Genomic DNA, 25,484 nt, shown 5'->3' on the forward strand with positions numbered 1-25,484 from the left:
TCCAAGGTGCCTGTGCGTTCGGGGTGTTGGGCCCGCGGGGCCCGGGGCGCGCCGCTCACGCGGGAGCCCCCGGCGGCACGAAGGGCAGGCCCTTCGGCGGGCCGGACTCGATGAGCCGCCACAACGCGTCGGTGTCCGCGTGCTGTTCGATCAGGTCGCCGAGCCGGTCGAGCTGCTCCTCGCGCAGCGCGGCGAACGAGGTGTCCGGGGCCGGCACGAAACGCCGGCCCGCGGCGGCGGCGACCTCGCGCAGGAACGCCCGGCGGAAACCGTCCGACTCCAGCGAGCCGTGCCAGTGCGTGCCCCAGGTCTGGCCGACCCGGCAGCCGTCCAGGAACGGCGTGCCGCCCTGGACGTCGGCGACCCCGTGGTGGATCTCGTAGCCCTCGACGTGCTCCCCGAGGGCCTCGCCGGCCGGCCGGGTGAGGGTCTTCTCGCGCGCGAACCGCACCCGCACGGGCAGCAGTCCGAGCCCGTCGACCTTCCCGCGCCGGCTCTCGACGTCGTCCTCGATGTGCTCGCCGAGGATCTGGAAGCCGCCGCAGACGCCGAGGACGGGCCGCTGCTCGGCGGCCCGGCGGGCCAGCGCCTCGGCCAGTCCCCGCTCGCGCAGCCACTCCAGCGCGCGGACGGTCCCGCGGGTGCCGGGCACGACGACCAGGTCGGCGTCGGCCAGCTCCTCCGGCCGGTCCACGAACCGCACCACGACGCCCGGTTCGGCGGCCAGCGCGTCGACGTCGGTGAAGTTGGACATCAGCGGCACGGCGCACACCGCGACGCGCAGCACGTCCTCGCCGACGGGCGGCGCGACGGCCGACTCGCGCACGGTCCCGCGCAGCGAGACCCGCAGCCCGTCCTCCTCGTCGATGCCCAGCCCGTGCCGGAACGGCAGCACACCGTACGTCCGCCGCCCGGTGAGGCCCTCCAGCATCTCCAGCCCGGGTTCCAGCAGGGAGAGGTCCCCGCGGAACTTGTTGACGAGGTACCCGGCGACGCACTCCTGGTCCTGGGGGGACAGCAGCGCCACCGTCCCGAAGAACGAGGCGAAGACACCGCCCCGGTCGATGTCGCCGACGACGAGCACGGGCAGCCCGGCGTTCCGCGCGATGCCCATGTTGACGATGTCGGTCCGCCGCAGGTTGATCTCGGCGGGCGACCCGGCCCCCTCGCAGATCACCGCGTCATACGTGCCCCGCAACTGCTCCAGGCAGTCCAGCACCGTCCCGAGCAGCCGCTGTTGCCGCCCGCCGTGGTAGCCGCGCGCGCTCATCTCCCCGACCGGCTTGCCCAGCAGCACGACCTGGCTGCTCTGCTCACCCCCGGGCTTGAGCAGCACCGGGTTCATCAGCGCGGCCGGCTCGACCCGGCAGGCCTGCGCCTGCATGGCCTGGGCCCGGCCGATCTCCGCGCCCTCCCTCGTCACGAAGGAGTTGAGCGACATGTTCTGCGCCTTGAAGGGCGCGACCTTCACGCCCTGGCGCACCAGCCACCGGCAGATGCCCGCCGTCACGACGCTCTTGCCCGCGTCGGAGGTGGTGCCGGCCACGAGAAGCCCACCGCGCATGCTCATCTCCCCTTGTTCTTCCGTCGCGCACCGGTCAGCAGCCGGGCACCGGCGCACACCCCGAGCGCCAGCCAGCTCACCCGCCGCGACAGCCGCACGGCCCGTTCCACGTCGTCCGTGACGACGGCACGCCCCCCGGAGTTCAGCACGGGCCGGTGCTCCACCCGCCCGCCGTACGACAGCGTCCCGCCGAGCCGCACGCCGAGCGCCCCGGCGAACGAGGCCTCCACCGGACCGGCGTTGGGGCTCGGATGCAGCCCGGCGTCCGCCCGCCAGGCCCGTACGGCCCCGCGCGGATCCGGGCCGGCCAGGGCCGCGAGCGCGGCGGTCAGGCGGGCGCCCGGCCACCCCGCGACGTCGTCCAGCCGGGCCGAGGCCCAGCCGTAGCGCCGGTGGCGGGCCGACTTGTGCCCGACCATGGCGTCCAGGGTGTTCACGGCCCGGAACCCGAGCAGCCCCGGAACTCCGCCGGCGGCTCCCCAGACCAGGGCCCCCACCACCGCGTCGGAGGTGTTCTCGGCGACGGACTCGACCACGGCCCGGGCGATGCCGTCGGCGTCGAGGGCCTGCGGATCCCGTCCGCACAGGTGCGGCAACCGGGCCCGGGCGGCCTCCACGTCCCCGGCCTCCAGGGCCCGGCCGATCGCCGAGGCCTCCCGCGCCAGCGACGTCCCCCCGACCACGGCCCAGGTGGCGGCGCCGGTCAGGGCGACGGAGGCGACGGCGGAGCCCCGCACGGCGCGTGCGGCGGCGCATCCGAGAGCGACGGCTCCTCCGGCGCACACGGCGGTGTGCAGCGCGCCCCACCCGCGGTGGTCCCGCCACAGCACCCGTTCCACGGCGCCCGCGGCCCGCCCGAACGCGGCGACCGGATGCCCCCGGCGGGGATCGCCGAGCAGCAGGTCACCGATCAGGCCGGCGGCGGCGCCGTACGCGAAGACGCGACCGGCACCCATCGGCTCAGCCGGCCGTGGGGGAGGTCGCAGGCGGGGTGTGGGGCCTCGGTCGGCAGCCGCGCATGGCGATGTGTCCTCACTCAGGGTGTCCACGCCCTGGTTCGAAGAGACCGGCGGTGAGAGTTCCTGGCTCCCGGGGCGTGCGCCCCGGTGACAGTGGCGGGACCGCGCCGGACTCGCACCGGCTTCCTCTCCTGCCGCCGTATTGGCCCCGGCAGTCCACCACGGCCGCGAACAACCGTCAACTTGCCGTTGACCTGCGCGGGGAGAGTGTGCAGAAGCCCACATCCCCCCGGTCACACACGTGCCGGGCGGCACGGGACCCGAGGTCCCGTGCCGCCCGGCTGGACGCGCTCGTGATGTGCGGCCGTCAGGCCATGATCAGGTAGATGCCGTAGCCCACGGCCGCCGCGCACGCGGCGAAGCAGGCGTAGGCGCCGGTGACGGCGAGGCCCGCGGAGCCGCCCTCGGCGGCCGCCCGCTCGCGGCGGGACAGGCCGGTGATGCCGAGGGTGAACAGGCCCACCAGGGCCACGGTGACCACGAGGCTGACGCCGAAGACGGAACCGAGGGCCGCCCAGTCGATCTTCATCTCAGTGACTCTTCCTTGTTACCGGTGGCAGGATCAGACCGGGGTGGTCGTGGAGGGGGCCCGCTCGGAGGTGGCCTGCGCCGGGAACGCCGGGACCGGCTCCTCGGCGACGTGGCCGACGGGCGGCGGCGTCACCGCGGCCATCGCCGTGGTCACCACGCCGGCCGGCTCCGCCTCCGCGGTGTCGTTGACGTTGGTGTGGTCGACGACCTCGCGCCGCGAGATCTTCCAGATGACCGCGCTGGAGGCGACCAGGAAGACGGCCACCACGGCGGTGCCCCAGTCACCGAGGCCCGTGACGTACTCGGCGAGCGCGCCCACCAGGGCGGCGGCCGGCAGCGTCAGGCCCCAGGCGACGAACATCCGCGTCGCCGTCGACCAGCGGACCACGCCGCCCTTGCGGCCGAGGCCCGCGCCCATCACGGCGCCGGAGACGGAGTGCGTGGTGGACAGGGAGAAGCCGAGGTGCGAGGAGGCCAGGATGACCGTGGCCGCGCTGGTCTGGGCGGCGAAGCCCTGCTGCGGCTGGAGGTCGGTCAGGCCCTTGCCCATGGTGCGGATGATGCGCCAGCCGCCCAGGTAGGTGCCGAGCGCGATCGCGACGCCCGCGGAGAGGATGACCCAGGTGGGCGGGTCGGAGTCCGGGGCGAGGGTGCCGCCGGCGACCAGGGCGAGGGTGATGATGCCCATCGTCTTCTGCGCGTCGTTGGTGCCGTGCGCCAGGGAGACCAGTCCCGCCGAGGCGATCTGGCCGGCCCGGTAGCCCTTCTTGGCGGACTCCGTGTCCTCGGCCCGCTTGCCCAGCCTGTAGGTCAGCCGCGCGCCGAGCATCGCCGCGATGCCCGCGACCAGCGGCGCGGCGATCGCCGGGAGCAGCACCTTGGTGACCAGCACGTCGCCGTGCACCGCGCCGGCGCCCGCCGAGGCGATCGTGGCGCCGATCAGGCCGCCCATCAGGGCGTGCGAGGAACTGGACGGCAGGCCGACCAGCCACGTGAGCAGGTTCCAGAGGATCGCGCCGACCAGGGCGGCGAAGATGACCTCGGGCCGGATGCCGGCCTCGTCGACGAGGCCTTTGGAGATCGTGTTGGCGACTTCCACGGAGAGGAAGGCGCCGACCAGGTTGAGGACGGCGGACATGGCGACCGCGACCTTGGGCTTCATGGCGCCCGTGGAAATGGTCGTGGCCATCGCGTTCGCGGTGTCGTGGAAACCGTTCGTGAAATCGAACGCGAGTGCGGTTACCACCACAATCGCGAGGATCAGCGAGAAGCTTTCCATTTACCCAGGCAATCGTTCGAGGTCGTTGGCTGGACGAACGTAGGTAACCCGAGTGAACGGAAGATGAACTGGGAGGGGCGCGGGAGTGTCCACAAACGAGGGTTGCCGTTCCGCCCTGCTGTCAGGGTCCCCGCCCTCCGGCGACCGGATCCCTCGCGCGTACCGCTTCAGCCGATCGAGTGACCGCGGCAGCCCACAGGCAGAGTACCCGACGCGTAGTGACGGGTGATCGACCAGGGGTGATCACGGGGGAGGGCGTGCCGGCGCCCGGGCCGCCGGCCGCCGGGAGCCCCGGCCGTATACGGGCGAAGTGCGCCGCCCGCGCCCGGCCGGAACGCGCCCCGGCCCGGGGCGCGTTGCGCACCCGCCTGGCAGGATCGCCGCATGGCTGAGCAGCGGGACGGCACCCGGCACGACGGACGGAACACGGGGGAGGCGCAGGGCGCGCGGGGCGTGGGGGAGGCGCAGGCCCGAGGGGCCACGCCCGAGGAGGCGCGCGCCTGGGAGGAACTCGTCGCGACGGCCCGCCGGACGGTGACCGAAGGGCTCGTCGTGGGCACCTCGGGCAACGTCTCGGTGCGCGTCGGCGACACCGTCCTGGTCACCCCCTCCGGCGTCCCCTACGACCGGCTCGCGCCCGGCGACTTGACCGGCGTCGGCCTCGACGGACGGCAGGTCCTCGGCACCCTCGTCCCGACCAGCGAACTGCCCATGCACCTGGCGGTGTACCGCTCCACGGGCGCCGGGGCCGTCGTCCACACCCACGCCGTCCACGCCACGGCCGTCTCCACGCTCGTCACCGAGCTCCCGCTGATCCACTACATGGCCGCCGCCCTCGGCGGACCGGTCCGGGTCGCCCCCTACGCCACCTACGGCACCGACGAGCTCGCCGCGCACATGCTCCGGGCCCTCGACGGCCGCTCCGGCTGCCTCCTGCAGAACCACGGCACCCTCACCCACGGCGCCACCCTCGCCCAGGCCTACGACCGCACGGCCCAGCTGGAGTGGATGTGCCGCGTCTGGCTCACCGCCGCCTCCGTGCCCGGCCGGAGCCCCAGCCTGCTGTCCCGGCAGCAGGTGGCCGAGGTGGAGGAACGCCTGCGCGGCTACGGCCAGCGCGGCTGACCGCACGGCGGCGCATCACCCCGCGGCCCCCTCCCGCTGGTCGCGCGGCGGCCCGGCCAGGACACTGGAGCGGTGCGCACTGTCAAAGCGACGGCCGCTGCCGTCACCGCCGTCCTAGGGGCCGGTGCCGCCGCGGTGGCCGCCGGCCGGTTCGCCAGCCACGCCGCGCTCAAGGCGCCACCGGGCCGTCCGCTGCCCACCGAGCCGCGGCTCACGGTCCACGGCACGGCCGCCGGGCAGATCAGCCTCACCCGGGACCTCGCCGCCCTGCGACCCGGCCGCTACGGCCTGGCCGGGGACGGCTCCCACGCCGTCGTCGGCCCCGTCCTCCAGGGCGCCTCACCCACCGCCGACACCGTCGTGCGCCGCCTGGAGACCGTCACCCACGGCTCCTTCCAGCGTGGCGACAAGGCCTGGCTGACCCCCAACGTGTACGTCGGCAACCCCCGCACCGCCCTGGGTCTGGCGTACGAGGACGTCGACATCATCGGCGAACTCGGCCCCCTGCCCGCCTGGTTCGTCCCCGGCGTCCGGGAGACCTGGGTGATCACCGTGCACGGACTGGGCACCAGCCGGGAACTCGCCCTCAACGTCATGGAGTTCCTCAACCGCCACCACTTCCCGGTGCTCGCCCCGGCCTACCGCGGAGACGTCGGCGCGCCCCGCTCGCCCGACGGGCTGAGCCACCTGGGTGAGACCGAGTGGCGCGACCTCGACGCGGCCATCCGGCACGCGGTGCGCCAGGGAGCCCGGCAGGTCGTCCTGCACGGCTGGTCCACGGGCGCCACCATGGCCCTGCGCGCCTCCGAGCGCTCGGGACTGCGCGACTACATCTCCGGGCTCGTCCTGGACTCCCCGGTCCTCGACTGGGAGACCACCCTGCGCGCCCTGGCCTCGGCCCGCCACACCCCGAGCGCGCTGCTGCCCCTGGCGGTGCGCGCCGCCCAGGGGCGCACCGGCCTCTACGGCGACCGCGTCGCGGACGCGCCCCCGTCCGACGCGCTGCGCGTCCCCACCCTCCTGCTGCACGGACCGGACGACGCGGTGGCGCCCTGGCGGCTCTCCCGCCGCCTCGCCGAGTCCCGCCCGGGCACCGTCGCCCTGCACACGGTCGCCCACGCCCCGCACGGAGCCATGTGGAACGCCGACCCCAAGGGCTACGAGGAGGCCTTGCGCCGCTTCCTCACCCCGCTCATGTGACCGACCGGCGCGGTGGCGAGGGGCCGGCCCGGTGAGCTCGGCCCGTCGCGTGGCAACCGGTTTCCGTTCGTCTCCCGGCCGACCGGTCGTAAGGATTCCGTTTAGTGCCGTACCACTGGCCGGTTCCCCTCCCCGAGCACCCCGGGGAGCCGGTGCCTTGGCCATCCTCGTCGCCCCCGGTGACATTCCGTTTGGGTTTTCGGACCGTCAACCGGAAGACTGCACCCGTGACGTCCCGTATCCCGCGCGACTCCAGGCTTCGACTCGTCCGCCCGCGACCCCTGGCCGCCGCCCCCCGAGCGATGAACCAGCGGCGCTCGCGCCGACCCGCGCCCCGCCCCCCGGAGGGCACCCCGGCCCCGGCGGAGCTGGCCCGAATGGCACGCCTGGGCCTGGCCGACGCGGCCCGCGTCGCCCGCTGGGCCGACACCGCGCTCGGCCCCGGCCGGGACGGCGCCACCGCCGACGGCAAGGCCACCCTCTCCGACGCGACCGCCGAACGGGCCGCCCACGACCTCGGACTGACCCCCGATCAGGTACGGGCCGACTGGGACACCGCCCGCCTGGCCGGACTCGTCGAGGTGCACGGGGACAGCGCCCGCCCCGGCTGGCGGCTGCGCGCCTGGGACCGGGACGACAGCGCCGTGCTGCGCGGGTGGGTCGCCCTCTTCGACGCCTGGTCGCTCGCCTGCCCGGAGCCCGAGGGCCACGAGCCCGCCGCCGTCGCCGAGGTCGTCTCGGCCATGCCGCAGACGCTGACCTTCCTCCAGCTGTCCGCGGGCCCGGTCCCCGTGGAGCAGCTCCTCGACCTGCTGGAGCAGCGCGTCACCGAGCTGCGTACCGCCCGCTGCGAGGTGCCCTACGGCCCCCGGCCGGAGCCGCCCGCCGAGCCCGCGCCCGCCGACGCCCCGCTCGCCCCCCTGCTCGACTGGGCCCTGCGCGCCCTCGCCTCCGTCGGCGCCCTCACCTACGGCGACGGGCAGGCCACGCTGACCCCGCTCGGAAGCTGGGCCGTCTGGGTCAAGCTGGAGCAGATCTGCGTCGCCGCGCAGAGCCCCGCCGGGAACATCGAGCAGTCCGCCGAGGACATGCTGCGCGGGTGCGCGCAGCTGCGTCCCAACGCGGCCCGCGCCGAGTACCGCGCCTGGCTCGCGGCCCGGACCGTCGGCGGTGCCGTCACCGAGCTGCTGGCGGCCGCCCGCGGTGAGGACGCCCTGCTGCGCGGCCTGGCCTTCGAGGCGCTGCGGGTGGTCGGCGCCCCCGCCGAGCCGGACGTGCGCGCCGTGCTGGACGAGCCCACACTCCGGCCGTACGCGCTGCTGTGGCTGGCCGAGCACGACGGGGCCGACCCGGAGGACGCCCACGAGGTCCTCACCCGGGAGGAGGCGACCTGGCTGTGGGTGGACACCGCCGCCGCCGTCGCCGACCACGGTGAGGCTCCGCTGCTCGTCAGACACCTGGAGTCCGCGGTGCAGCCCACCGTGCCGATGCTCCTCGACGAGGTCCGGGCCGTGGGGCACCCGCGCACCGTCCAGGTGCTCGTCGCCCTGGCCGCGGCCCACCCCGACCCGGCCCTGGCCAAGGCCGTACGCCGGGCCGCGTTCCAGGTGCACACGGGCGGCAGCTAGCCGCCCGTCCCGGGCGCGTAGGTGCCGAAGCTCCAGACGTTGCCCTCGGCGTCCCGGGCCATGTAGTCCCGGGAGCCGTAGTCCTGGTCCGTCGGGGGCATCAGGATCTCCACACCGTGCTCCACGGCACGGCGGTGGTGCGCGTCCACGTCGTCCACCACCACGTACACCCCCGTGGTGCCGGCGCCCTCCATCGCGCGGTCGAAGACGGTGCCGGTGCCCCGGGTGCCGATCATCACCGCGCCGTTGCCCTGCACCAGCTCGGCGTGCATGACCGAGCCGTCCTCGCCCTCGTACACCGACAGCTCCGTGAAGCCGAGACCCTCCGTGAGCTGGCGGATCGCCGCCTTCGCGTCCCGGTACAGCAGCGTCGGACAGATGCTCGGACGACCGCCGGACGTGCCTGCCATGCCGATCACTCCCTGGTAAGCGGTCGCCGGGATCCGGAGCGATCCGGACCCGCTCCGGTCGGTGTGGGTCCAGTCTGGCACCGGGCACCGGCGCCGACCCGGCGAGACGAACCGAACACCCGCACGCAGAAAAAGTGGTTGCACCGCCCCGTTAGACTGTCGTCATGGCCTTTCTCCTCGCGCATTAGACGGCGGGAACGTCCTCAGCCGCCCATCCCGCCCCTGTATCCGCCCTGGAGTCTGTCCGTGATCTCCGCCTCTGGTATCGAGCTGCGCGCCGGTGCCCGTGTCCTCATCGAGAACGCCACGTTCCGTGTCGCCAAGGGCGACCGCATCGGCCTGGTCGGCCGCAACGGCGCGGGCAAGACCACCCTCACCAAGTGCCTCGCCGGCGAGGGCATGCCCGCCGGCGGCACCATCACCCGCTCCGGCGAGGTCGGTTACCTGCCCCAGGACCCCCGCACCGGCGACCTCGACATCCTCGCCCGCGACCGCATCCTGTCCGCCCGCGGCCTCGACGTCCTGATCCGCAAGATGCGCGACAACGAGCAGCGCATCGCCAACGGCAAGGGCGCCACCCGCGAGAAGGCGATGAAGCAGTACGAGCGCCAGGAGACGGAGTTCCTCACCAAGGGCGGGTACGCCGCCGAGGCCGAGGCCGCCACGATCGCCGCCGCGCTCAACCTGCCCGACCGGGTGCTCGGCCAGCCCCTGCACACGCTCTCCGGCGGTCAGCGCCGCCGCATCGAGCTGGCCCGCATCCTGTTCTCCGACGCGGACACACTGCTGCTCGACGAGCCGACCAACCACCTCGACGCCGACTCGATCGTCTGGCTGCGCGACTACCTCAAGACCTACCGCGGCGGCTTCATCGTGATCTCCCACGACGTCGACCTGGTCGAGACGGTCGTCAACAAGGTGTTCTACCTGGACGCCAACCGCGCCCAGATCGACGTCTACAACATGGGCTGGAAGCTCTACCAGCAGCAGCGCGAGGCCGACGAGAAGCGCCGCAAGCGCGAGCGGCAGAATGCCGAGAAGAAGGCCTCCGCGCTGCATTCGCAGGCCGACAAGATGCGGGCCAAGGCCACCAAGACCGTCGCCGCGCAGAACATGGCCCGCCGGGCGGACAAGCTGCTGGCCGGCCTGGAGGCCGAGCGGAAGTCCGACAAGGTCGCCAAGCTGCGCTTCCCCGAGCCCTCGCCGTGCGGCAAGACCCCGCTCATGGCCGAGGGCCTGTCGAAGTCCTACGGATCGCTGGAGATCTTCACCGACGTCGACCTGGCCATCGACAAGGGCTCGCGCGTCGTCATCCTCGGCCTGAACGGCGCCGGAAAGACGACCCTGCTCCGCCTCCTCGGCGGGGCGGAGGAGCCCGACACCGGCAAGGTCATCCAGGGCCACGGCCTCAAGCTCGGCTACTACGCGCAGGAGCACGAGACCCTCGACCCGGAGCGCACGGTCTTGGAGAACATGCGCTCGGCCGCCCCCGACCTGGACCTGGTGGAGGTCCGCAAGACGCTCGGCTCGTTCCTGTTCTCCGGCGACGACGTCGACAAGCCGGCCGGAGTCCTCTCCGGCGGCGAGAAGACCCGCCTCGCCCTCGCCACCCTCGTGGTGTCCTCGGCGAACGTGCTGCTGCTCGACGAGCCGACCAACAACCTCGACCCGGCCAGCCGCGAGGAGATCCTCGGGGCGCTGCGCACCTACAAGGGCGCCGTCGTCCTGGTCACGCACGACGAGGGCGCCGTCGAGGCGCTCCAGCCGGAACGGATCATCCTGCTGCCGGACGGCGTCGAGGACCTGTGGGGCGCCGACTACGCGGATCTCGTCGCCCTGGCCTGACCTGCCGGTGCCGCAGGTGCCGTCGGCAGCGTCCATGCCGCCGGTGCCGTCCGGCCGCAGGCGTGATCAACGGCGTAGGGATCATTCGGCCCAACGGTGATCCATCATCTGCGTGAGATCTCCTCGTACCGAGGTGTGTCCTACATCGATTTCGCGGCCGAGTCCCCGATCCTCCGGGGCTCGGCCGCGCCGCCTTTCTGACCTGGCCTTTCCCGCCGGGACGCGTTCGGTGGTGCGGACGGCGCTCTTCGGAATTGCAGATTCCGGATGTGGGGACGCGCTCCCGTCGTCACAACCTTGTCTCACGGACCTTGCCGAATGGGTGGCCATCGCGGCTCGGAGGGGTGATCATGAGGAGACCAGAGCGCACTTCCTTGAGGAGGCACGGGTGGCCGAGACTCTGAAGAAGGGCAGCCGGGTGACCGGCGCCGCGCGCGACAAGCTCGCGGCAGACCTGAAGAAGAAGTACGACGCCGGTGCGAGCATCCGGGCGTTGGCCGAGGAGACCGGCCGCTCGTATGGCTTTGTGCACCGCATGCTCAGTGAGTCGGGCGTCACGCTGCGTGGGCGTGGCGGGGCGACCCGGGGCAAGAAGGCCACGGCCTGACCCCGGGTGGCCCCACGGCTTCGATGGTGGCCACCCGGTCGTCCGACTGACCGGCCGGGTGGTTACTGTGCAGTCACTTGAGCGTGGCGTGCGGCGGCGGACAGCCGTCGGGCGGCACGGAAGGCGACCGCACACATCGGAGGCGTCCCATGGCTTCGCCCGACCAGGACCTCGTTCCCGTACTCGACAAGGACGGCGTACGGCTCACCGTGGACGACGCGATCGCCACGGTGACGCTGGCCAACCCGGACAAGCGCAACGCGCAGAGCCCCGCTCTGTGGCGGGCGCTGACCGAGGCCGGCCGGCAGCTGCCGGGCTCCGTCCGCGTCGTGGTGCTCCGGGCCGAGGGCAAGTCCTTCTCGGCCGGGCTCGACCGGCAGGCGTTCACGCCCGAGGGCTTCGACGGCGAGCCGTCGTTCATCGACCTCGCCCGCGGCTCCGACGCCGAGCTGGACGCGACCATCGCCGAGTACCAGGAGGCGTTCACCTGGTGGCGGCGCAGCGACATCGTCTCCGTCGCGGCCGTCCAGGGGCATGCCATCGGGGCGGGCTTCCAGCTCGCCCTGGCCTGTGACCTGCGCGTCGTCGCCGACGACGTGCAGTTCGCCATGCGCGAGACCAGCCTCGGGCTCGTGCCCGACCTCACCGGCACGCACCCGCTGGTGGGCCTCGTCGGATACGCCCGTGCGCTGGAGATCTGCGCGACCGGACGCTTCGTCACGGCCGACGAGGCGGTGAGCACCGGGCTCGCCAACGTGGCCGTGCCCGCATCCCAGCTCGACGACACCGTGCGCGACCTCGTCGCGGCCCTCCTCGCCGCGCCGCGCGACGCCGTCGTCGAGACCAAGGCCCTGCTGCGCGGCGCCCAGGACCGCACCTACGAGGAGCAGCGCGGCGCCGAGCGCCAGGCCCAGGCACGCCGGCTGCGGGACCTCGCGGGCGTCGGCGACTGAGAGCGCGGCCCGGCCGGGGCGCGGTCAGCCGACCGCGCTCACCACGACCGCCACCGTCGGCCGGTCGGGCAAGGCCGCGCCGACCGCCTCGCGGACGGCGCGCGCCACGTCCCGGCTGCGGTGGTCCGCGGCCACCGCCACCTCCAGCCATACGTGGCGGTGCGTCAGTGCGGCCTCGCCCGGGACCTCTTCGAGATGCACCGGCCGGCCCAGCGTGCCGGTCAGCCGCAGCACTCCCGGAACCGCCCGGGCGGCGGCGGCCACGACGCCCGCGTCGCCGTCCTCGGCCCGCGCCTGCGGCGGCAGTTCGGGCTCCCCGGCGGCCGGTTGCTCCGCCTCCGCCTCCGCCTCGTCCAAGAGACCCGTCACCCGCAGGTCCACGTCCGAGACGGTCAGACCGAGCCGCTGCGCCGCCGCCGTGGCCAGCGTCTCCCGCAGCAGCGCCGCGGTCGCCGGCAACGGCCGCGACGCCGTGGCCGCGAACTCCGCCGTCACCCGGAGGGGCCCGAACGGCAGCGCGCTCGGCGGAGCCGGCACCGCGGACTCCTCCGCGTCCTCCGGGTCGGCCAGCGCGATCCGCAACCTGCCCAGGCGCACGCCCGGGGCGCGCCGCACCGCGCCTGCCAGCACCGCCTCGGCCGCCCGCTCCGCGATCCACGCCCCGTCCCGCGCGTCACCGAGGGGGAGCAGCCTGCCGATGCCCAGTTGTTCTCTGACTGCTTGCGTCCAGCGATCCGCCGTCATTCCTCCAGCCTGCCGCATCAGAGGCGCGCTTTCGCGCAACCGTGCTTACCGTGGGTCTCAGGACGACGACCGAAAAGGACGTACGGCGATGACTGACATGACGGAGAACCGGGGCGGGGAGAGCGAGTCGGCGGCGGTGCGCAGGAGCCCGCTGGCCAAGCACAGCGGGGGCGACCCGGGTTCCCGGGGACGGACCACCATCGCCGACGGCGTCGTGGAGAAGATCGCGGGGCTCGCCGCCCGGGACGTGGACGGCGTGCACGCCATGGGCAGCGGCATGTCCCGCACCTTCGGGGCCATGCGTGACCGGGTGCCCGGCGGCCAGAAGTCGGGAGTGAGCCGCGGCGTCAAGGCGGAGGTCGGTGAGGTGCAGGCGGCCCTCGACCTGGAGATCGTGGTCGAGTACGGCGTGTCGATCGCCGATGTCGCCCGCGACGTGCGGGAGAACGTCATCACCGCGGTCGAACGGATGACGGGCCTGGAGGTCGTCGAGGTCAACATCGCGGTGAGCGACGTGAAGCTGCCCGACGAGGAGGAAGAGGAACCGGAACGCCGGATCCAGTGAGGCACCGGTCAGGGCACACCCACACAGAGGCTGAGGAGCTGAGGAGCGCATGAGCATGGCCGTGGCCGGCATGATCGCCGGCATGGCGCTGGCGTTCGCCGGGTATTTCGGTGGATTCGGTGCCTTCCTGCTGGTGGCGGCACTAGGCGCCGTCGGCTTCGTCGTCGGCCGGTTTCTGGACGGGGACATGGAGCCCGGCGACTTCTTCCGCACCCGTGAACGGCGGCGGTGACGCAGGTGGACGCGCGGGCCGGTGAACTCGAGCGACCCCTGGCCGTAGTGCCGCCGGGGGAGCGCGGTGCGACCCGGATCGCCGACCGGGTCGTGTCCAAGGTCGCCTCACAGGCGGCCCGCGAGGCCGTCGGCGCACTGCCGCCGTCCGCCGGGTCGCCCTCCGCGACCGTGGTGGTGTACCACGACGTCGCCCACGTCCGGGTGCACGTCGAGCTCGACTACCCGTGCGACATCGGCGACCGTTGCCGCCGTGTGCGCCGGCGGGTCGCCGAGCGGGTGGGCACCCTGGTGGGCATGGAGGTACCCGAGGTCGTCGTCCACGTCGAGCGGCTGCACCTGGCCCCCGCCCTGGGCGCGGCACAGGGGAGGACACGATGAGCGGACCGCACGGCTCCGAGCCCCCGCAGGACGCCACGCAGCGCCTGCCGTTCGTGGAGGCGCAGGAGAGCGGCACCGGCCCCGGGGAGACGCAGCCCGGCGACGCACCGCAGCAATCCGCCCCCGAGGGGGCGACCGGCCGCGCGGGCCGCTTCTGGTCGGCGCGCCGCGTCCCGGCGGGCATCGTCGCCCTGCTCCTGCTGGGCCTGACCGGGCTGTTCCTCTACGACATCGTCTCCGTCCGCGCCGGCCGGCCGGGCATGTACTGGCGCCGCGAACTGGCCGACCAGCTCGCCGAACTGCCCCTGGACGACACCTGGGTGCTGGTCGGGGCCGGGATCGCCGCCGTCCTCGGGCTCTGGCTCCTGGTCCTCGCCTGCACACCCGGTCTGCGGTCCGTGCTCCCCATGCGGCGCACCCATCCCGACGTACGGGCCGGGCTGCACCGGGACGCGGCCGCGACCGCCCTGCGCGACCGGGCCATGGAGGTGCCCGGTGTGCAGTCGGCCCGGGTCAAGGTGCGCAGGCGCCGGGCGGGCGTGCGGGCCGAGTCGCACTTCCGTGAACTGGACGACGTACGAACCGACCTGGACGACGTGCTCACCGGAGCGGTCGGCGGACTGGGACTGTCCCACCCGCCCACGCTCAAGGTGCGGGTACGGCGGCCCGGCCGGAAGGGGTGAGAGCGGTGCTCAGGATCGTCGACCGCGTGTTCCTCGCACTGGTGGGCCTGGTGCTGCTGGTGCTGGGCGGCTCCGTCCTGGCCGTGGGCCTCGGCGCGCCCGTGCCGTCGTGGTGGATCCACCACAGCCGGCACGACGTGCTGCTGAGCGACGCCGAGCGCACCCGCTGGCAGGACGAGAGCTGGTGGTGGCCCGTCGTCATCGCCGCGCTGGCCGTCCTGCTGCTGCTCGCCCTGTGGTGGCTCGTCGCCGTGCTGCGCCGCCGCCGCCTCACCGAGGTCCTCGTGGACACCGGCGACGGCGAGGGCGCCCTGCTGCGCGGCCGGGCCGTGGAGGACGTCCTCACCCAGGAGGCCGCCCACATCGACGGTGTGGACCGGGCCCAGGCCCGTCTGAGGGGCCGCCACAGCGCCCCCGAGGCCCGGGTGCGCCTCGCGCTGGAGCCGCACGTGGACCCCGGGACGGCGCTGCACGACTTCACCGCCGGCCCCCTGACCCACGCCCGGGCCTCGGCGGGGCTGGAGTCGCTGCCCGCCGAGGTGCGGCTGAAGGGCGTCAAGCACGGGGCCGAACGGGTCAGTTGAGTCCGGTCCGGGGCGGCGGGCGGTTCAGAAGCCGTGCCGGGCGCCGCCGTCGACGGGCACCATGACCCCCGTCAGGTAGGACGCCGCGGGCGACAGCAGGAACGCGGCCACCCGGCCGAACTCCTCGGGTGCCCCGTAGCGCCGCAGCGGGATCCGCGATTCCGACGCCGCCCGGGTGGCCTCCGGGTCCGCCGACAGCGCGTCCAGTTCACGCACCCGGTCCGTGTCGATCCGCCCGGGCAGCACACCGACCACCCGGATCCCGCGCGGTCCGAGCTCGGCGGACAGCGACTTGGCGAAGCCGGCCAGCCCGGGGCGCAGCCCGTTGGAGATCGTCAGGCCGGGGATCGGCTCGTACACCGACCCGGACAGCACGAACCCGACGACACCCCCGGCGTCCAGCTCGGCCGCCGCGGCGCGGGCCAGCCGCACCGCGCCGAGGAACACCGACTCGAACGCCGTCTGCCACTGCTCGTCGGTGTTGTCCGCGACGAAACCGGCCGGCGGCCCGCCCACGCTGACGAGGACGCCGTCGAAGCGGCCGAAGTGCTCACGCGCGGCGGTGATCAGCCGCTCCGCCGCCTCCGGGTCGGCGTTGTCGACGGCCACCCCGACCGCGTTCGGCCCCAGCGCGGCCGCCGCGTCCGCGACGCTCTCCTCGTCCCGCCCCGAGACGACCACCTTCGCGCCGTCCGCGACGAGCTCGCGCGCGGAGGCGTGACCGAGGCCGCGCGTGGCCCCGGTGACGACGTACACCCGGTCCTTCAGTCCAAGATCCATGGCCCCTATCCTGCCCCGTTCTCACCGAACAGGGCGAGGGCGGTGTGCACCAGGCCGATGTGGCTGAACGCCTGCGGGACGTTGCCGAGCTGGCGGCCGGCCGCCGGGTCGTACTCCTCGGACAGCAGACCGACGTCGTTGGCCAGTCCCGCCAGCCGCTCGAACAGCTCCCGGGCCTCCTTCGTCCGGCCCGTCATGTGCAGCGCGTCCGCCAGCCAGAACGAGCACACCAGGAAGGTGCCCTCGCTGCCGGGCAGGCCGTCGACGTCCGTGGGCCGCGCTGACCTGGTGGTGCTGTAGCGGCGCAGCAGGCCGCCGTGCTCCAGCTCCTCACGGACCGCGTCGATGGTGCCGATCACCCGCGGGTCGTCCGGCGGCAGGAACCCGACGCGCGGGATGAGCAGCAGGGCGGCGTCCAGCTCCCGCGAGCCGTAGGACTGCGTGAAGGTGTTGCGCTCGGCGTCGTAGCCCTTCTCGCAGACCTCGCGGTGCACCTCCTTGCGCAGCGCCCGCCAGCCGTCCAGGTCGCCGTCCAGCTCCGGATGGGCCTGAAGGGTGCGCACGGCCCGGTCGGCGGCCACCCACACCATCACCTTCGAGTGCACGAACTGGCGTCTGCCGCCGCGCACCTCCCACAGCCCCTCGTCCGGCTGCCGCCAGTGGGTGCTCAGGAAGTCCATCAGGGCCCGTTGCAGCGCCCATACGTCGGGCTGCGGCGACAGCCCCGACTCGCGGGCCAGCGACAGGGAGTCCATGACCTCGCCGTAGACGTCCAGCTGCAGCTGCTTCACGGCGTCGTTGCCGATCCGCACGGGCGCGGAGCCGCCGAAGCCGGACAGCCAGGGCAGCTCGAACTCGGGCAGTCGCCGCTCGCCCGCCACGCCGTACATGATCTGCAGGTCGGCCGGGTCGCCCGCGACCGCGCGCAGCAGCCAGTTCCGCCAGGCCTCTGCCTCCTCCTGGTAGCCCGCGGCGAGCAGGGCGTTGAGGGTGAGGGTGGCGTCACGCAGCCAGCAGTAGCGGTAGTCCCAGTTGCGCACCCCGCCGGGCTCCTCGGGCAGGGAGGTGGTGGCGGCGGCGACGATGCCACCGGTCGGGGCGTAGGTGAGCGCCTTGAGCGTGATCAGGGAGCGCACCACCTCGTCGCGGTACGGCCCGTCGTAGCGGCAGCGCGCGACCCAGGCCCGCCAGTCCTCGACGCTGTGGCGCAGGGACTCGTGGGGGTCGACCAGAGCCGGACGCTGCTCGTGCGAGGGGTGCCAGGTCAGGACGAACGCCACCTTCTCGCCCTTCTTGACCGTGAACTCGGCGTGCGTGCCGAAGTCCTCGCCCCAGCTGGGGACCTCCGGCTCGCTGCGCAGCCAGGCCGAGTCGGGGCCGGCGACGGCGACGCGGTGCCCGTCGACCCGGCGCACCCACGGGACGATCGATCCGTAGTCGAAGCGCAGCTTCAGGACGCTGTGCAGGGTCACCTCACCGTCGAGGCCCTCGACGATCCGGACGAGGTCCGGGGCCTGGTCGCGCTGCGGCATCAGATCGGTGACCCGCACCGCGCCCTGCTCGACCTCCCACTCCGTGTCCAGGACGAGGGTGTCGTGGCGGTAGGCGCGCCGGGTGCAGCGCTCCGCCCCGACGGGGGCGATGCGCCAGTGGCCGTTGTCCTCGTCGCCGAGCAGTCTGGCGAAGCAGGCGGCGGAGTCGAAACGGGGCAGGCACAACCAGTCCACGGATCCGTCCGTGGAGACCAGGGCCGCTGTCTGTTCGTCGCCGATGAGCGCGTAGTCCTCGATACGGGGGTGCACGCAGTGCGGGTTCCCGGCAACTCGGCGCCGCAATCAGGGCAGAGGCCTTGCGGGTGACATGTCCCCGACGGCGTGGACACCATCCCGCCGGGGTGGGCCGCCCGTGCCTCAGACCGCCGCCGGTTCCGCCGCGCCTGACGTGGTCTCCTTCGCCGCCTGCTCCCGGTCCCGGGCCTCCCGGCGGGCCAGTACGACCAGGCCGACCGGGACGGCGGCGGCGAACAGCCACCACTGGACGGCGTACGCGTAGTTCAGTGCGGCGTCCTCCTTGCCCGGGTCGCCCAGCAGCTCGGGGGTGTCGCCGGCGGGCTCGGGCGCCGTCTGGGCGATGTACCCGCCGAGTACCTCGGCCTGCAGGCGCCGCGCCTGCTGCTCGCTGTTGATCAGCATGATCTGCCGGTCCGGCAGGCCCTGGAGGTTCTTGATCCCGCTCGCCTCGGTCGTCTCGCTCGGCATCAGACGCCCGCGCACGGTCAGCTCACCGCTCGGCGGGGCCGGGACCTTCGGGTAGGCGGACTGGCTCCTGCGGTCGCCCGGGACCCAGCCCCGGTTGACCAGCAGCACCTTGCCGTCGTCCAGGACGAACGGGGTCAGGACGTGGTAGCCGACCTCGTCGCCGGAGTTGGTGCGGCGACGCACCACGACCTCGTCCTCGGCGTCGAAGCGGCCCTTCGCGACCACCGTGCGGTAGCGCTCGGCGCTGGTGACGGTGTGCCCCGGTCCGGTCAGCGACTCCACGGGCACCGGCTTCGCCGCCAGGGCGTCGGTGACCAGCTGGTTGCGGGCGGTCCGCTCCTCGTAGCGGTGCATCTGCCATATGCCCAGGCGGATCATCGTGGGGATGAGGAGCAGGGCGACCAGCACGAGGATCACCCACTGCCGGGACATGAGGAAGCGGTACACCCCACGACCGTACAACTCGGTCGTGGGGTGCAATCAGGCGGGTACCGGTTCACACCTTGTCGACGATTCCCACCTTTCCCTCGGCCCGGGCGCAGTGGGCGCCGCAGTACCACTGGCCGTCGACGTCGACGCCCTGGCCGATGATCTGCACCCGGCAGTGCTCGCAGATGGGGGCCATGCGGTGGATCGCGCAGGCGAAGCAGTCGAAGACGTGCACCGCGCCCTGCGCGTGCACCTCGAAGGTCATTCCGTACTGATTGCCACAAACCTCACAGGTCGCCATGCGCCACAGGGTGGGCCGTCGCCCTCGCGCGGGCGAGCGGCGGCCGGGCGAGTCGCCCGGCAATCACCCGTCCGTACGGTCGGTGCGGCGCGCGGGCGCGCTCACTCCTGCACTGCCGGCTCCACGTCCGCAAGGAGCTGCCCGAAGGCCGCCTCGTCCACGACCGGTGTGCCGAACTGCCGGGCCTTGACCACCTTGGACGTGCCCGAGTCCGGGTCGTTCGTGACGAGCAGGCTGGTGAGCCGGGACAGACTCGTGGCCACGTGCAGCCCGGCCTCGGTCGCGCGGTCCTCCAGCAGCTCCCGCTCGGTGGAGGTGTCGCCGGAGAAGGCGATCCGCATGCCCTGCCGGAGCCGGCCGCCTGGCTCGTAGCGCCCGGGGTTGGGGTACGGGCAGGCGGGGCGCTTGCGGGAGGGGCGCCAGCCGCCCTGCCGGTGGCCGCCGTAGGCCGCCTGCTGCCCGATGCGCGGCGTGACGGGCCGGTCCGTCCACTCGGTCAGCGGCAGGCACTCGTGCAGCGGCAGCCGGACGCCCCGCGCCGCGGCCGTCCGCAGACTCGGGCGGAACGCCTCCGCCAGCACCCGCGCGTCGTCCAGCGCGTGGTGGGCCCGCTGCTGGACGACGCCGAAGTGCGCGGCGAGGGACTCCAGCTTGTGGTTGGGCAGGGGCAACCCGAGCTCCTTGGACAGGGCGATGGTGCACAGCCGCTGCCGCACCGGGGCCTCCCGCTCGGCGCGCGCGTACTCGCGGGCGATCATCTGCCAGTCGAAGACGGCGTTGTGCGCGACGAGCACCCGGTCCGTCAGCCGGGCCGCGAACTCCTCGGCGATGTCCGCGAAAAGGGGAGCGCCCTCCAGGGCCTCGCTCGTCAGGCCGTGGATCCAGACGGGGCCGGGATCGCGCTCGGGATTGACCGTCGTGTACCAGTGGTCCTCGACCTCGCCGCGGGCGTCCAGCCGGTAGACGGCCGCGGAGATGATGCGGTCGTGCCGGGCCAGGCCCGTGGTCTCCACGTCGACGACCGCGTACCCGCGGGGGTAGGCGGCCGGCCACGCCGTGGCGGAGAACATGGCGGTCGTCAGGTCATCCAGCATGGTTCACGAGGATACGGGCCCCGACTGACACCGCCGTCCGCCAGGTGGGCCGGGCTCGCCGTTCCGACGCCCCCTCAGGCGGCTTGTCCGGTCTGTCCGTTCGCGAGGCGTACGTCTGAGCGACGGTCAGCTGCGACCCGTGCGCTACGGCGTCGACAACCGTCCGGGACCCTATGAGGGGTTTGTCCGGAAGCGAGTTGGTGGAGATCACCAAGAAGCAAGCGCGTACCGCCCGCGATACTTGTCGGTAACGACGTCTGGCCCGGGGCGGACGGCGGTCCTACGGTGCTTGCATGCCGAACCTGCCCGACGTCGTGCTCTGGTCGATACCGGCCTTCCTGCTGCTGACCGTGGTCGAGGTGGTGAGCTGCCGGCTCCACCCCGACGAGGACGCCGAGGGCTACGAGGCCAGGGACGCCGCGACGAGCCTCGGCATGGGACTCGGCAGCCTCTTCTTCGACTTCCTGTGGAAGATCCCGGTCGTCGCCCTCTACACGGCTTTGTACGAACTGACCCCGGCACGCGTCCCCCTGCTGTGGTGGACCGTCCCGCTGATGCTGCTCGCGCAGGACTTCCTCTACTACTGGTCCCACCGCGGCCACCACGTGGTCCGCATCCTGTGGGCCTGCCACGTCGTCCACCACTCCAGCCGGAAGTTCAACCTCACCACCGCCCTGCGCCAGCCCTGGACGTCCCTGACCTCCTGGCCGTTCTACGTCCCGCTGGTCCTGGCCGGTGTGCACCCGGCGGCGGTGGCGTTCTGCTCCTCCGTGAGCCTCGTCTACCAGTTCTGGATCCACACCGAGCGCATCGACCGCATGCCCCGCTGGTTCGAGTTCGTCCTCAACACGCCCTCGCACCACCGCGTCCACCACGCCTCGCAGGGCGGTTACCTCGACCGGAACTTCGGCGGCATCCTCATCGTGTGGGACCGGCTGTTCGGCACGTTCGTCGCGGAGACCGAGCGGCCCCGGTACGGACTGACGAAGAACATCGACACGTACAACCCGCTGAGGGTGGCCACGCACAAGTACGTGGCCATCGCCAAGGACCTGCGTAGGGCGAGCAGTTGGAGCGAGCGGGCGGGACGCGTCCTCAAGGGCCCGGGCTGGGCCCCGGCCCGGCCGACCGCCGCGCCCCCGGCCGCCGTTGCGGACCCCACGGCCACTCCGGCCCCGGTCGGCGGCGCTTCCGCCGCCGGTGCGGGGTCCGTCGGGAAGACGCCCCCGGCGTGAGCGGCCCGCGGGTGTTGCTCGTCGCCTTCGCACTGGTCGGTGGCGTCGACCTGGCCGCTCTCGCCGCCGGGTCCGACACCGGGCACGCCGTGGCCAAGCCCTTGCTGATGCCCCTGCTGGCCGGCTGGGCCGTGGCACACCGCGCGCCCCGGACGCTGGTGGCCGCCCTGCTGTTCGGCTGGGTCGGGGACGTGCTGCTGCTGTCCGGAGCCGAGCCGGCCTTCCTCGCCGGCATGGCCTCCTTCGCGGCCGGGCACGTCTGCTATCTCATGCTGTTCCAGGCGCACGGCAGCCGCTACGCCGTCCCTCACGCGCGTGCGGCGGCCCTGGCGATCGGCTACCTCACCGTCCTCGGCACGAGTGTCGCGCTGCTGTGGCCGGACCTGCCCGCCGGCCTGCGCCTGCCCGTCGCCGCGTACAGCCTGCTGCTCACGGCCATGGCGTACCGCTCCGCCCTCCGCCTCGGCCTGTTCGCCGGGGTGGGCGGCGCGCTGTTCCTGCTGTCCGACACGCTCATCGCGACCGACCTGGCCGGCTGGCCGCAGCCGCCCGCGCCGGGGCTGTGGGTGATGTCCACCTACCTCGCGGCGCAGTCGCTGCTGGCCTGCGGAACGGTGGCGGCCCTCAACGCCCGCAGGGCGCCCGCGGTGACGTACGGCGAGATGCGGGCCGTCTGACCGCGGTGCCGGCCCGGTGCACCCGCCGGCGGGCGGGGCGGGCCCGGCCGGGCCCGGGTGGGCCGTGTGCGGCCCACCCCGGCCCGTGGTCCTACCTGGTCACCGCGTCCAGCGCGTCGGCGACGCCCCAGCCGTAGAAGCCGTTGCGGTTCTTCGGGCCCTCGCACACCGCGTCGACCTTGCCGTCGGCGTCGATGTCGTACGGGTCCGTGCACGCCTTGGCGTCGGCCTCCGCGTACAGCAGGGCCTTCACCAGCGCCGGCGGGGCGTACGGGTGCGTCGACTTGATGAGGGCGGCGACGCCCGCGACGTGCGGGGACGCCATCGACGTACCGGCCATGTACCCCCACTTGCCACCCGGCAGCGTGCCCAGGATCAGGCCGCTCGTGGCCGGCGGCTCCGGCTTCTGGTAGGCCGTCGAGTCACCGCCGGGCGCGGCGATGTCGATGACGCCCCGGCCGTAGTTGGAGAAGGACGACTTCAGGCCCTTGGCGCCGGTCGAGGCGACCGTGACGACACCCGGCAGCTGGGTGGGGATGTCCAGGCACTCGGACGGGTCGACGACCCGGTCGCCCGGGGTGGTGTCGTTCGGGGACGACGGGTCGGTGATCTCGTCGGAGGCCAGGTCGTAGTTCTCGTTGCCGGCCGCCGCGACGTTGACCGCGCCCTTCTTCTCCGCGTACCGCGAGGCGCGCGTGACGGCCTCCACGAGCGCCTTCTGGTCCGGGTCGTTCTTGCAGTTGAAGTACCAGGGGTCGGTGTAATAGCTGTTGTTCGTCACGTCGACCCCGTGCTCGGCCGCCCACACGAAGCCGCAGACCACGGCCTCCGTGTAGAAGAAGCCGTCCGGGTTGGACACCTTGATGCCGGACACCTTCACGCCGGGCGCGACACCGGTCATGCCGACGCCGTTCTTGGCCGCGGCTATCTCACCGGCGACGTGCGTGCCGTGGGGGCTCTCGGCCGCGCCCGGCCGCCAGGCGCCGTCGGCCGTGTCCGGCTTGCCCGACACACAGTTGACCGACGCCTTGCGGTCGAAGTTGGGCGCGATGTCGGGGTGGGTGTCGTCCACACCGGTGTCGATCACGGCGACCGTGACCTTCTTGCTGCCCAGCGACTTCTCGTGCGCCTTGTCCGCCTTGATGGCGGGCAGGTCCCACTGCAGGCCCTCGAGCGGGTCCTGGCCGTCCGCCGCCTCGGCGCTCGCGACCTCGGCCGCGCTCAGCACCTTCGGCGAGCCCAGGTCGCCCGTCGTCGCCGAGGGCAGTGGCGCGGTGCGGGTGGCCCCGGCCGACTGCACGCCGCGCACACTGCGGATGGTCTTGGCGAAGTCCGGGTTCGAGGAGTGGACGACGATGACGCCTATCTGGTCGTACGACGTCACGATCGTGCCGCCGGCCTTGGCGACGGCCTTCTTCACGGAGGCCGACGTGCCGTGGCCCGGCTTGACGTTGACGACGTAGCTCAGCGGCGTCGCGTCGGCCGAGACGGCCGCGGGGGCGTCCTCGGCGGCCGTGGCGACGGTGTTCGGCAGGAAGGCGAGGGCCGTGGCCATGGCCATCCCGGCCGGGATGGCGACGGCGCGGCGGTAGCGCGCGTGCGGCGCGGTCATGGTGTCTCCAGTTCGTTCACGGTACGAGCTGATGGTGCGGATGGTTCCGACGTGCGCGTGGCGACGGGTCACTTGACCGCGCGCAGCGCGTTGACGATGCCGTGGCCGTAGAAGCCGTTGACGGCCGGGCCGCCCTTGCACACCGCGTCCTGGGTGCCGTTGCCGTCCTGGTCGTAGGACTCGGGGCAGGCGGTGCGGTCGGCCTGTGCCTTCAGCAGCGCCTGCAGCACGGCCGGCGGGGCCCACGGGTGCTTCGACTTCAGCAGCGCGGCGACCCCGGCGACGTGCGGCGAGGCCATCGAGGTGCCCTGCAGGAAGCCGTACGCGCCGTTCGGCAGCGTGGAAAGGATCCGACCGTCCTTCGAGGGCGTGTCCGGGATCTGGTAGCGGCGGTCGCCGCCCGGCGCGGCGACGTCCACGACGCCCTTGCCGTACGTCGAGTAGTACGACTTGAGGTTGTCGACGCCCGTCGCGCTGACGGTGACGACGCCCGGCAGCTGGGTCGGGATGTCGAAGCACTCGTGCGGGTCGATGGTCCGCTCGACGGGCGTGGTGTCGTTCGGGCTGGTCGTGTCGACGATCGCGTCGGCGTCCAGGTCGTGGTTGGAGTTGCCCGCGGAGGCGACGTTCAGCGTGCCCTTCTTCTGGGCGTACAGCTGGGCCCGGTTGACCGCGTCGACGATGGCCCGCTGGTCCGGGTCCTGCTCGCAGTTGTACAGCCAAGGGTCGACGTAGTAGCTGTTGTTCGTGATCTCCACGCCGTGGTCGGCGGCGAACACGAACGCGCAGACGACGTTCTCCGGGTAGAAGAGCCCGCTGGCCCGGTCGGTCACGTTGATGCTGGACACCTTCACGCCGGGCGCGACGCCCGCGACGCCGACCCCGTTGCGGGCGGCGGCTATCTCACCGGCGACATGCGTGCCGTGGTAGTCCTCGGGCGTGTAGGGCCGCCAGGCGCCCTCGGTCGTGTCGGCCTTGCCGCCCGCGCAGTTGGCGGACTGGCCGGGGGAGAAGTTGGGCGCGATGTCCGGGTGGGTGTCGTCCACGCCGGTGTCGATCACGGCGACGGTCACCTTGCGGCTGCCCGGGTTGATCTTCGCGGCCTTGTCGGCGCCCATCGCCCGCAGGTCCCACTGGTCCGCCTCGAGGGGCTCGCTCTCGGGCGTCTTGGCCGAAGCGGCCCGGGTGCGCTCCGCCTGAGCGGCGCTCAGGTACTCGACCGCGCCCTCGTCCGTCGTCCCCGCGGCCTTCAGGGGGGCGGTGCGGGTGGCGCCGGCCGACTGCACGCCGCGGACCGTGCGCATGGTCGCGGCGAAATCGGCGTTCGAGGAGTGGACGACGATCACGCCGATCCGCTCGTACGCCGCCACGACCGAGCCACCGGCCTTGCCGATCGCCTTCGTCACCGAGGCGATCGTGTGCCGGTCCACCTTGGTGTTGACGACGTACGCCTGGGTCGGCGCGTCCGCCGTACGGGTGGCTCGCTCCGCCTGCGGGGCCGCGGACGCGGCGGCGGGCAGGAAGCCCAGCGAGGCCGTCAGCGACAGCACGACCGGCACGGCGAGAGCGAGCCGGCGTCTGGAACGCAAGTGAGACATGGGGTCTCCACATCCTCCGGAAACGAAACCGGCCCGAGGCACAGGTGGTGCTCGGGCAGGTACATGACGGGGTGGTGCAGGGTGAAGCTATCCCGGCCTCTCGCTGGCCAGCAACGTTTTGTCGGAAGGTTCTCGGAAGGTTCTCGGAAAG

At 73.3% G+C, this 25,484-nt stretch carries 26 protein-coding genes and 1 riboswitch; of the genes, 13 read left to right on the forward strand and 13 right to left on the reverse strand.

Annotation, left to right across the window (positions count from 1 at the left end; all coding sequences use genetic code 11):
• Nucleotides 1-55: 55 nt before the first annotated feature.
• The 4 genes from ACZ4M5_RS32895 to ACZ4M5_RS32910 all read right to left on the reverse strand — a co-directional run bounded on the left by ACZ4M5_RS32895 (nt 56) and on the right by ACZ4M5_RS32910 (nt 4,393).
• Entirely contained in the window at nt 56-1,564 is a 1,509-nt protein-coding gene (locus ACZ4M5_RS32895) for a cobyric acid synthase (RefSeq protein WP_467742431.1), read from the reverse strand.
• A gap of 2 nt (nt 1,565-1,566) precedes the next feature.
• Entirely contained in the window at nt 1,567-2,520 is a 954-nt protein-coding gene (locus ACZ4M5_RS32900; RefSeq protein WP_467742433.1) for a cobalamin biosynthesis protein, read from the reverse strand.
• A 101-nt stretch (nt 2,521-2,621) separates the two neighbouring features.
• A riboswitch (cobalamin riboswitch) is annotated at nt 2,622-2,759 on the reverse strand.
• A 131-nt stretch (nt 2,760-2,890) separates the two neighbouring features.
• Nucleotides 2,891-3,112 (reverse strand): hypothetical protein, encoded by a 222-nt coding sequence (locus ACZ4M5_RS32905; RefSeq protein ID WP_369197704.1) that lies wholly within the window; start codon nt 3,110-3,112, stop codon nt 2,891-2,893.
• Nucleotides 3,113-3,145: 33 nt separating this feature from the next.
• Nucleotides 3,146-4,393 carry an inorganic phosphate transporter gene (locus ACZ4M5_RS32910; RefSeq protein ID WP_467742436.1) on the reverse strand — a complete coding sequence of 416 codons (1,248 nt, stop codon included), beginning with the start codon at nt 4,391-4,393 and terminating at the stop codon, nt 3,146-3,148.
• A 384-nt stretch (nt 4,394-4,777) separates the two neighbouring features.
• Between ACZ4M5_RS32910 and ACZ4M5_RS32915 the strand changes: the two genes are divergently transcribed.
• From ACZ4M5_RS32915 to ACZ4M5_RS32925, 3 genes are all read left to right on the forward strand, one after another.
• A complete protein-coding gene (locus tag ACZ4M5_RS32915) occupies nt 4,778-5,518 on the forward strand; it encodes a class II aldolase/adducin family protein (protein ID WP_467742438.1) in 741 nt (246 codons plus the stop codon).
• 72 nt (nt 5,519-5,590) lie between these two features.
• Nucleotides 5,591-6,718, forward strand: a complete 1,128-nt coding sequence (locus ACZ4M5_RS32920) for an alpha/beta hydrolase family protein (protein ID WP_467742440.1) — start codon at nt 5,591-5,593, stop codon at nt 6,716-6,718.
• Nucleotides 6,719-6,945: 227 nt separating this feature from the next.
• Nucleotides 6,946-8,346 (forward strand): hypothetical protein, encoded by a 1,401-nt coding sequence (locus tag ACZ4M5_RS32925; RefSeq protein WP_467742442.1) that lies wholly within the window; start codon nt 6,946-6,948, stop codon nt 8,344-8,346.
• On the opposite strand, the gene ACZ4M5_RS32930 is transcribed toward ACZ4M5_RS32925, so the two are convergent.
• A complete protein-coding gene (locus tag ACZ4M5_RS32930) occupies nt 8,343-8,756 on the reverse strand; it encodes a VOC family protein (protein ID WP_467742444.1) in 414 nt (137 codons plus the stop codon). The genes ACZ4M5_RS32925 and ACZ4M5_RS32930 overlap by 4 nt on opposite strands.
• A 246-nt stretch (nt 8,757-9,002) precedes the next feature.
• Between ACZ4M5_RS32930 and ACZ4M5_RS32935 the strand changes: the two genes are divergently transcribed.
• From ACZ4M5_RS32935 to ACZ4M5_RS32945, 3 genes are all read left to right on the forward strand, one after another.
• Nucleotides 9,003-10,601: an ABC-F family ATP-binding cassette domain-containing protein gene (locus ACZ4M5_RS32935; protein ID WP_369197698.1), complete on the forward strand. Its 1,599-nt coding sequence runs from the start codon at nt 9,003-9,005 to the stop codon at nt 10,599-10,601.
• A gap of 388 nt (nt 10,602-10,989) precedes the next feature.
• Complete coding sequence (locus tag ACZ4M5_RS32940) at nt 10,990-11,208, forward strand: helix-turn-helix domain-containing protein (protein ID WP_010037790.1); 219 nt, start codon at nt 10,990-10,992, stop codon at nt 11,206-11,208.
• 149 nt (nt 11,209-11,357) lie between these two features.
• Nucleotides 11,358-12,161 (forward strand): enoyl-CoA hydratase/isomerase family protein, encoded by an 804-nt coding sequence (locus tag ACZ4M5_RS32945; RefSeq protein WP_467742447.1) that lies wholly within the window; start codon nt 11,358-11,360, stop codon nt 12,159-12,161.
• Between the two features lie 24 nt (nt 12,162-12,185).
• Here ACZ4M5_RS32945 and ACZ4M5_RS32950 read toward each other — a convergent pair whose 3' ends face one another.
• On the reverse strand, nt 12,186-12,905 hold the full coding sequence (locus tag ACZ4M5_RS32950; protein WP_467742449.1) for a nucleopolyhedrovirus P10 family protein: 720 nt from the start codon (nt 12,903-12,905) through the stop codon (nt 12,186-12,188).
• Between the two features lie 88 nt (nt 12,906-12,993).
• On the opposite strand from ACZ4M5_RS32950, the gene ACZ4M5_RS32955 reads away from it, so the two are divergent.
• From ACZ4M5_RS32955 to amaP, 5 genes are read left to right on the forward strand one after another with little or no spacing between them, the layout of a single operon-like run.
• A complete protein-coding gene (locus tag ACZ4M5_RS32955) occupies nt 12,994-13,470 on the forward strand; it encodes an Asp23/Gls24 family envelope stress response protein (protein ID WP_467742451.1) in 477 nt (158 codons plus the stop codon).
• 49 nt (nt 13,471-13,519) lie between these two features.
• A complete protein-coding gene (locus tag ACZ4M5_RS32960) occupies nt 13,520-13,702 on the forward strand; it encodes a hypothetical protein (protein ID WP_369197694.1) in 183 nt (60 codons plus the stop codon).
• A gap of 5 nt (nt 13,703-13,707) precedes the next feature.
• Nucleotides 13,708-14,082 carry an Asp23/Gls24 family envelope stress response protein gene (locus ACZ4M5_RS32965; RefSeq protein ID WP_467742534.1) on the forward strand — a complete coding sequence of 125 codons (375 nt, stop codon included), beginning with the start codon at nt 13,708-13,710 and terminating at the stop codon, nt 14,080-14,082.
• Nucleotides 14,079-14,765 carry a DUF6286 domain-containing protein gene (locus tag ACZ4M5_RS32970; protein WP_467742453.1) on the forward strand — a complete coding sequence of 229 codons (687 nt, stop codon included), beginning with the start codon at nt 14,079-14,081 and terminating at the stop codon, nt 14,763-14,765. Before ACZ4M5_RS32965 ends, ACZ4M5_RS32970 begins: the two co-directional genes overlap by 4 nt.
• Nucleotides 14,762-15,349, forward strand: coding sequence for an alkaline shock response membrane anchor protein AmaP (amaP, locus tag ACZ4M5_RS32975; RefSeq protein WP_467742455.1), 588 nt, complete (start codon nt 14,762-14,764; stop codon nt 15,347-15,349). The genes ACZ4M5_RS32970 and amaP overlap by 4 nt, the downstream gene beginning before the upstream one ends.
• Nucleotides 15,350-15,373: 24 nt before the next feature.
• Here amaP and ACZ4M5_RS32980 read toward each other — a convergent pair whose 3' ends face one another.
• The 5 genes from ACZ4M5_RS32980 to ACZ4M5_RS33000 all read right to left on the reverse strand — a co-directional run bounded on the left by ACZ4M5_RS32980 (nt 15,374) and on the right by ACZ4M5_RS33000 (nt 20,211).
• Nucleotides 15,374-16,129 (reverse strand): SDR family oxidoreductase, encoded by a 756-nt coding sequence (locus ACZ4M5_RS32980; protein WP_467742457.1) that lies wholly within the window; start codon nt 16,127-16,129, stop codon nt 15,374-15,376.
• Nucleotides 16,130-16,134: 5 nt separating this feature from the next.
• On the reverse strand, nt 16,135-17,931 hold the full coding sequence (locus ACZ4M5_RS32985) for a glycoside hydrolase family 15 protein (protein ID WP_467742459.1): 1,797 nt from the start codon (nt 17,929-17,931) through the stop codon (nt 16,135-16,137).
• Nucleotides 17,932-18,039: 108 nt separating this feature from the next.
• Nucleotides 18,040-18,834 carry an SURF1 family cytochrome oxidase biogenesis protein gene (locus tag ACZ4M5_RS32990; protein WP_467742461.1) on the reverse strand — a complete coding sequence of 265 codons (795 nt, stop codon included), beginning with the start codon at nt 18,832-18,834 and terminating at the stop codon, nt 18,040-18,042.
• Between the two features lie 49 nt (nt 18,835-18,883).
• Entirely contained in the window at nt 18,884-19,117 is a 234-nt protein-coding gene (locus tag ACZ4M5_RS32995; RefSeq protein WP_279545926.1) for a hypothetical protein, read from the reverse strand.
• Between the two features lie 101 nt (nt 19,118-19,218).
• Nucleotides 19,219-20,211: a DEDDh family exonuclease gene (locus tag ACZ4M5_RS33000; RefSeq protein ID WP_467742463.1), complete on the reverse strand. Its 993-nt coding sequence runs from the start codon at nt 20,209-20,211 to the stop codon at nt 19,219-19,221.
• A 293-nt stretch (nt 20,212-20,504) separates the two neighbouring features.
• Here ACZ4M5_RS33000 and ACZ4M5_RS33005 point away from each other — a divergent pair, with 293 nt between their 5' ends.
• The gene (locus ACZ4M5_RS33005) at nt 20,505-21,446 is read left to right on the forward strand and encodes a sterol desaturase family protein (RefSeq protein ID WP_467742466.1); all 942 of its coding nucleotides are present in this window, start codon (nt 20,505-20,507) and stop codon (nt 21,444-21,446) included.
• Nucleotides 21,443-22,123 carry a lysoplasmalogenase gene (locus ACZ4M5_RS33010; RefSeq protein ID WP_467742468.1) on the forward strand — a complete coding sequence of 227 codons (681 nt, stop codon included), beginning with the start codon at nt 21,443-21,445 and terminating at the stop codon, nt 22,121-22,123. Before ACZ4M5_RS33005 ends, ACZ4M5_RS33010 begins: the two co-directional genes overlap by 4 nt.
• Nucleotides 22,124-22,214: 91 nt before the next feature.
• On the opposite strand, the gene ACZ4M5_RS33015 is transcribed toward ACZ4M5_RS33010, so the two are convergent.
• Together ACZ4M5_RS33015 and ACZ4M5_RS33020 are read right to left on the reverse strand one after the other, a co-directional pair.
• Complete coding sequence (locus ACZ4M5_RS33015; protein WP_467742470.1) at nt 22,215-23,735, reverse strand: S8 family peptidase; 1,521 nt, start codon at nt 23,733-23,735, stop codon at nt 22,215-22,217.
• A gap of 68 nt (nt 23,736-23,803) precedes the next feature.
• A complete protein-coding gene (locus tag ACZ4M5_RS33020) occupies nt 23,804-25,333 on the reverse strand; it encodes a S8 family peptidase (protein WP_467742472.1) in 1,530 nt (509 codons plus the stop codon).
• Nucleotides 25,334-25,484: the final 151 nt, after the last annotated feature.

Source organism: Streptomyces sp. NPDC026246, from assembly GCF_055567995.1.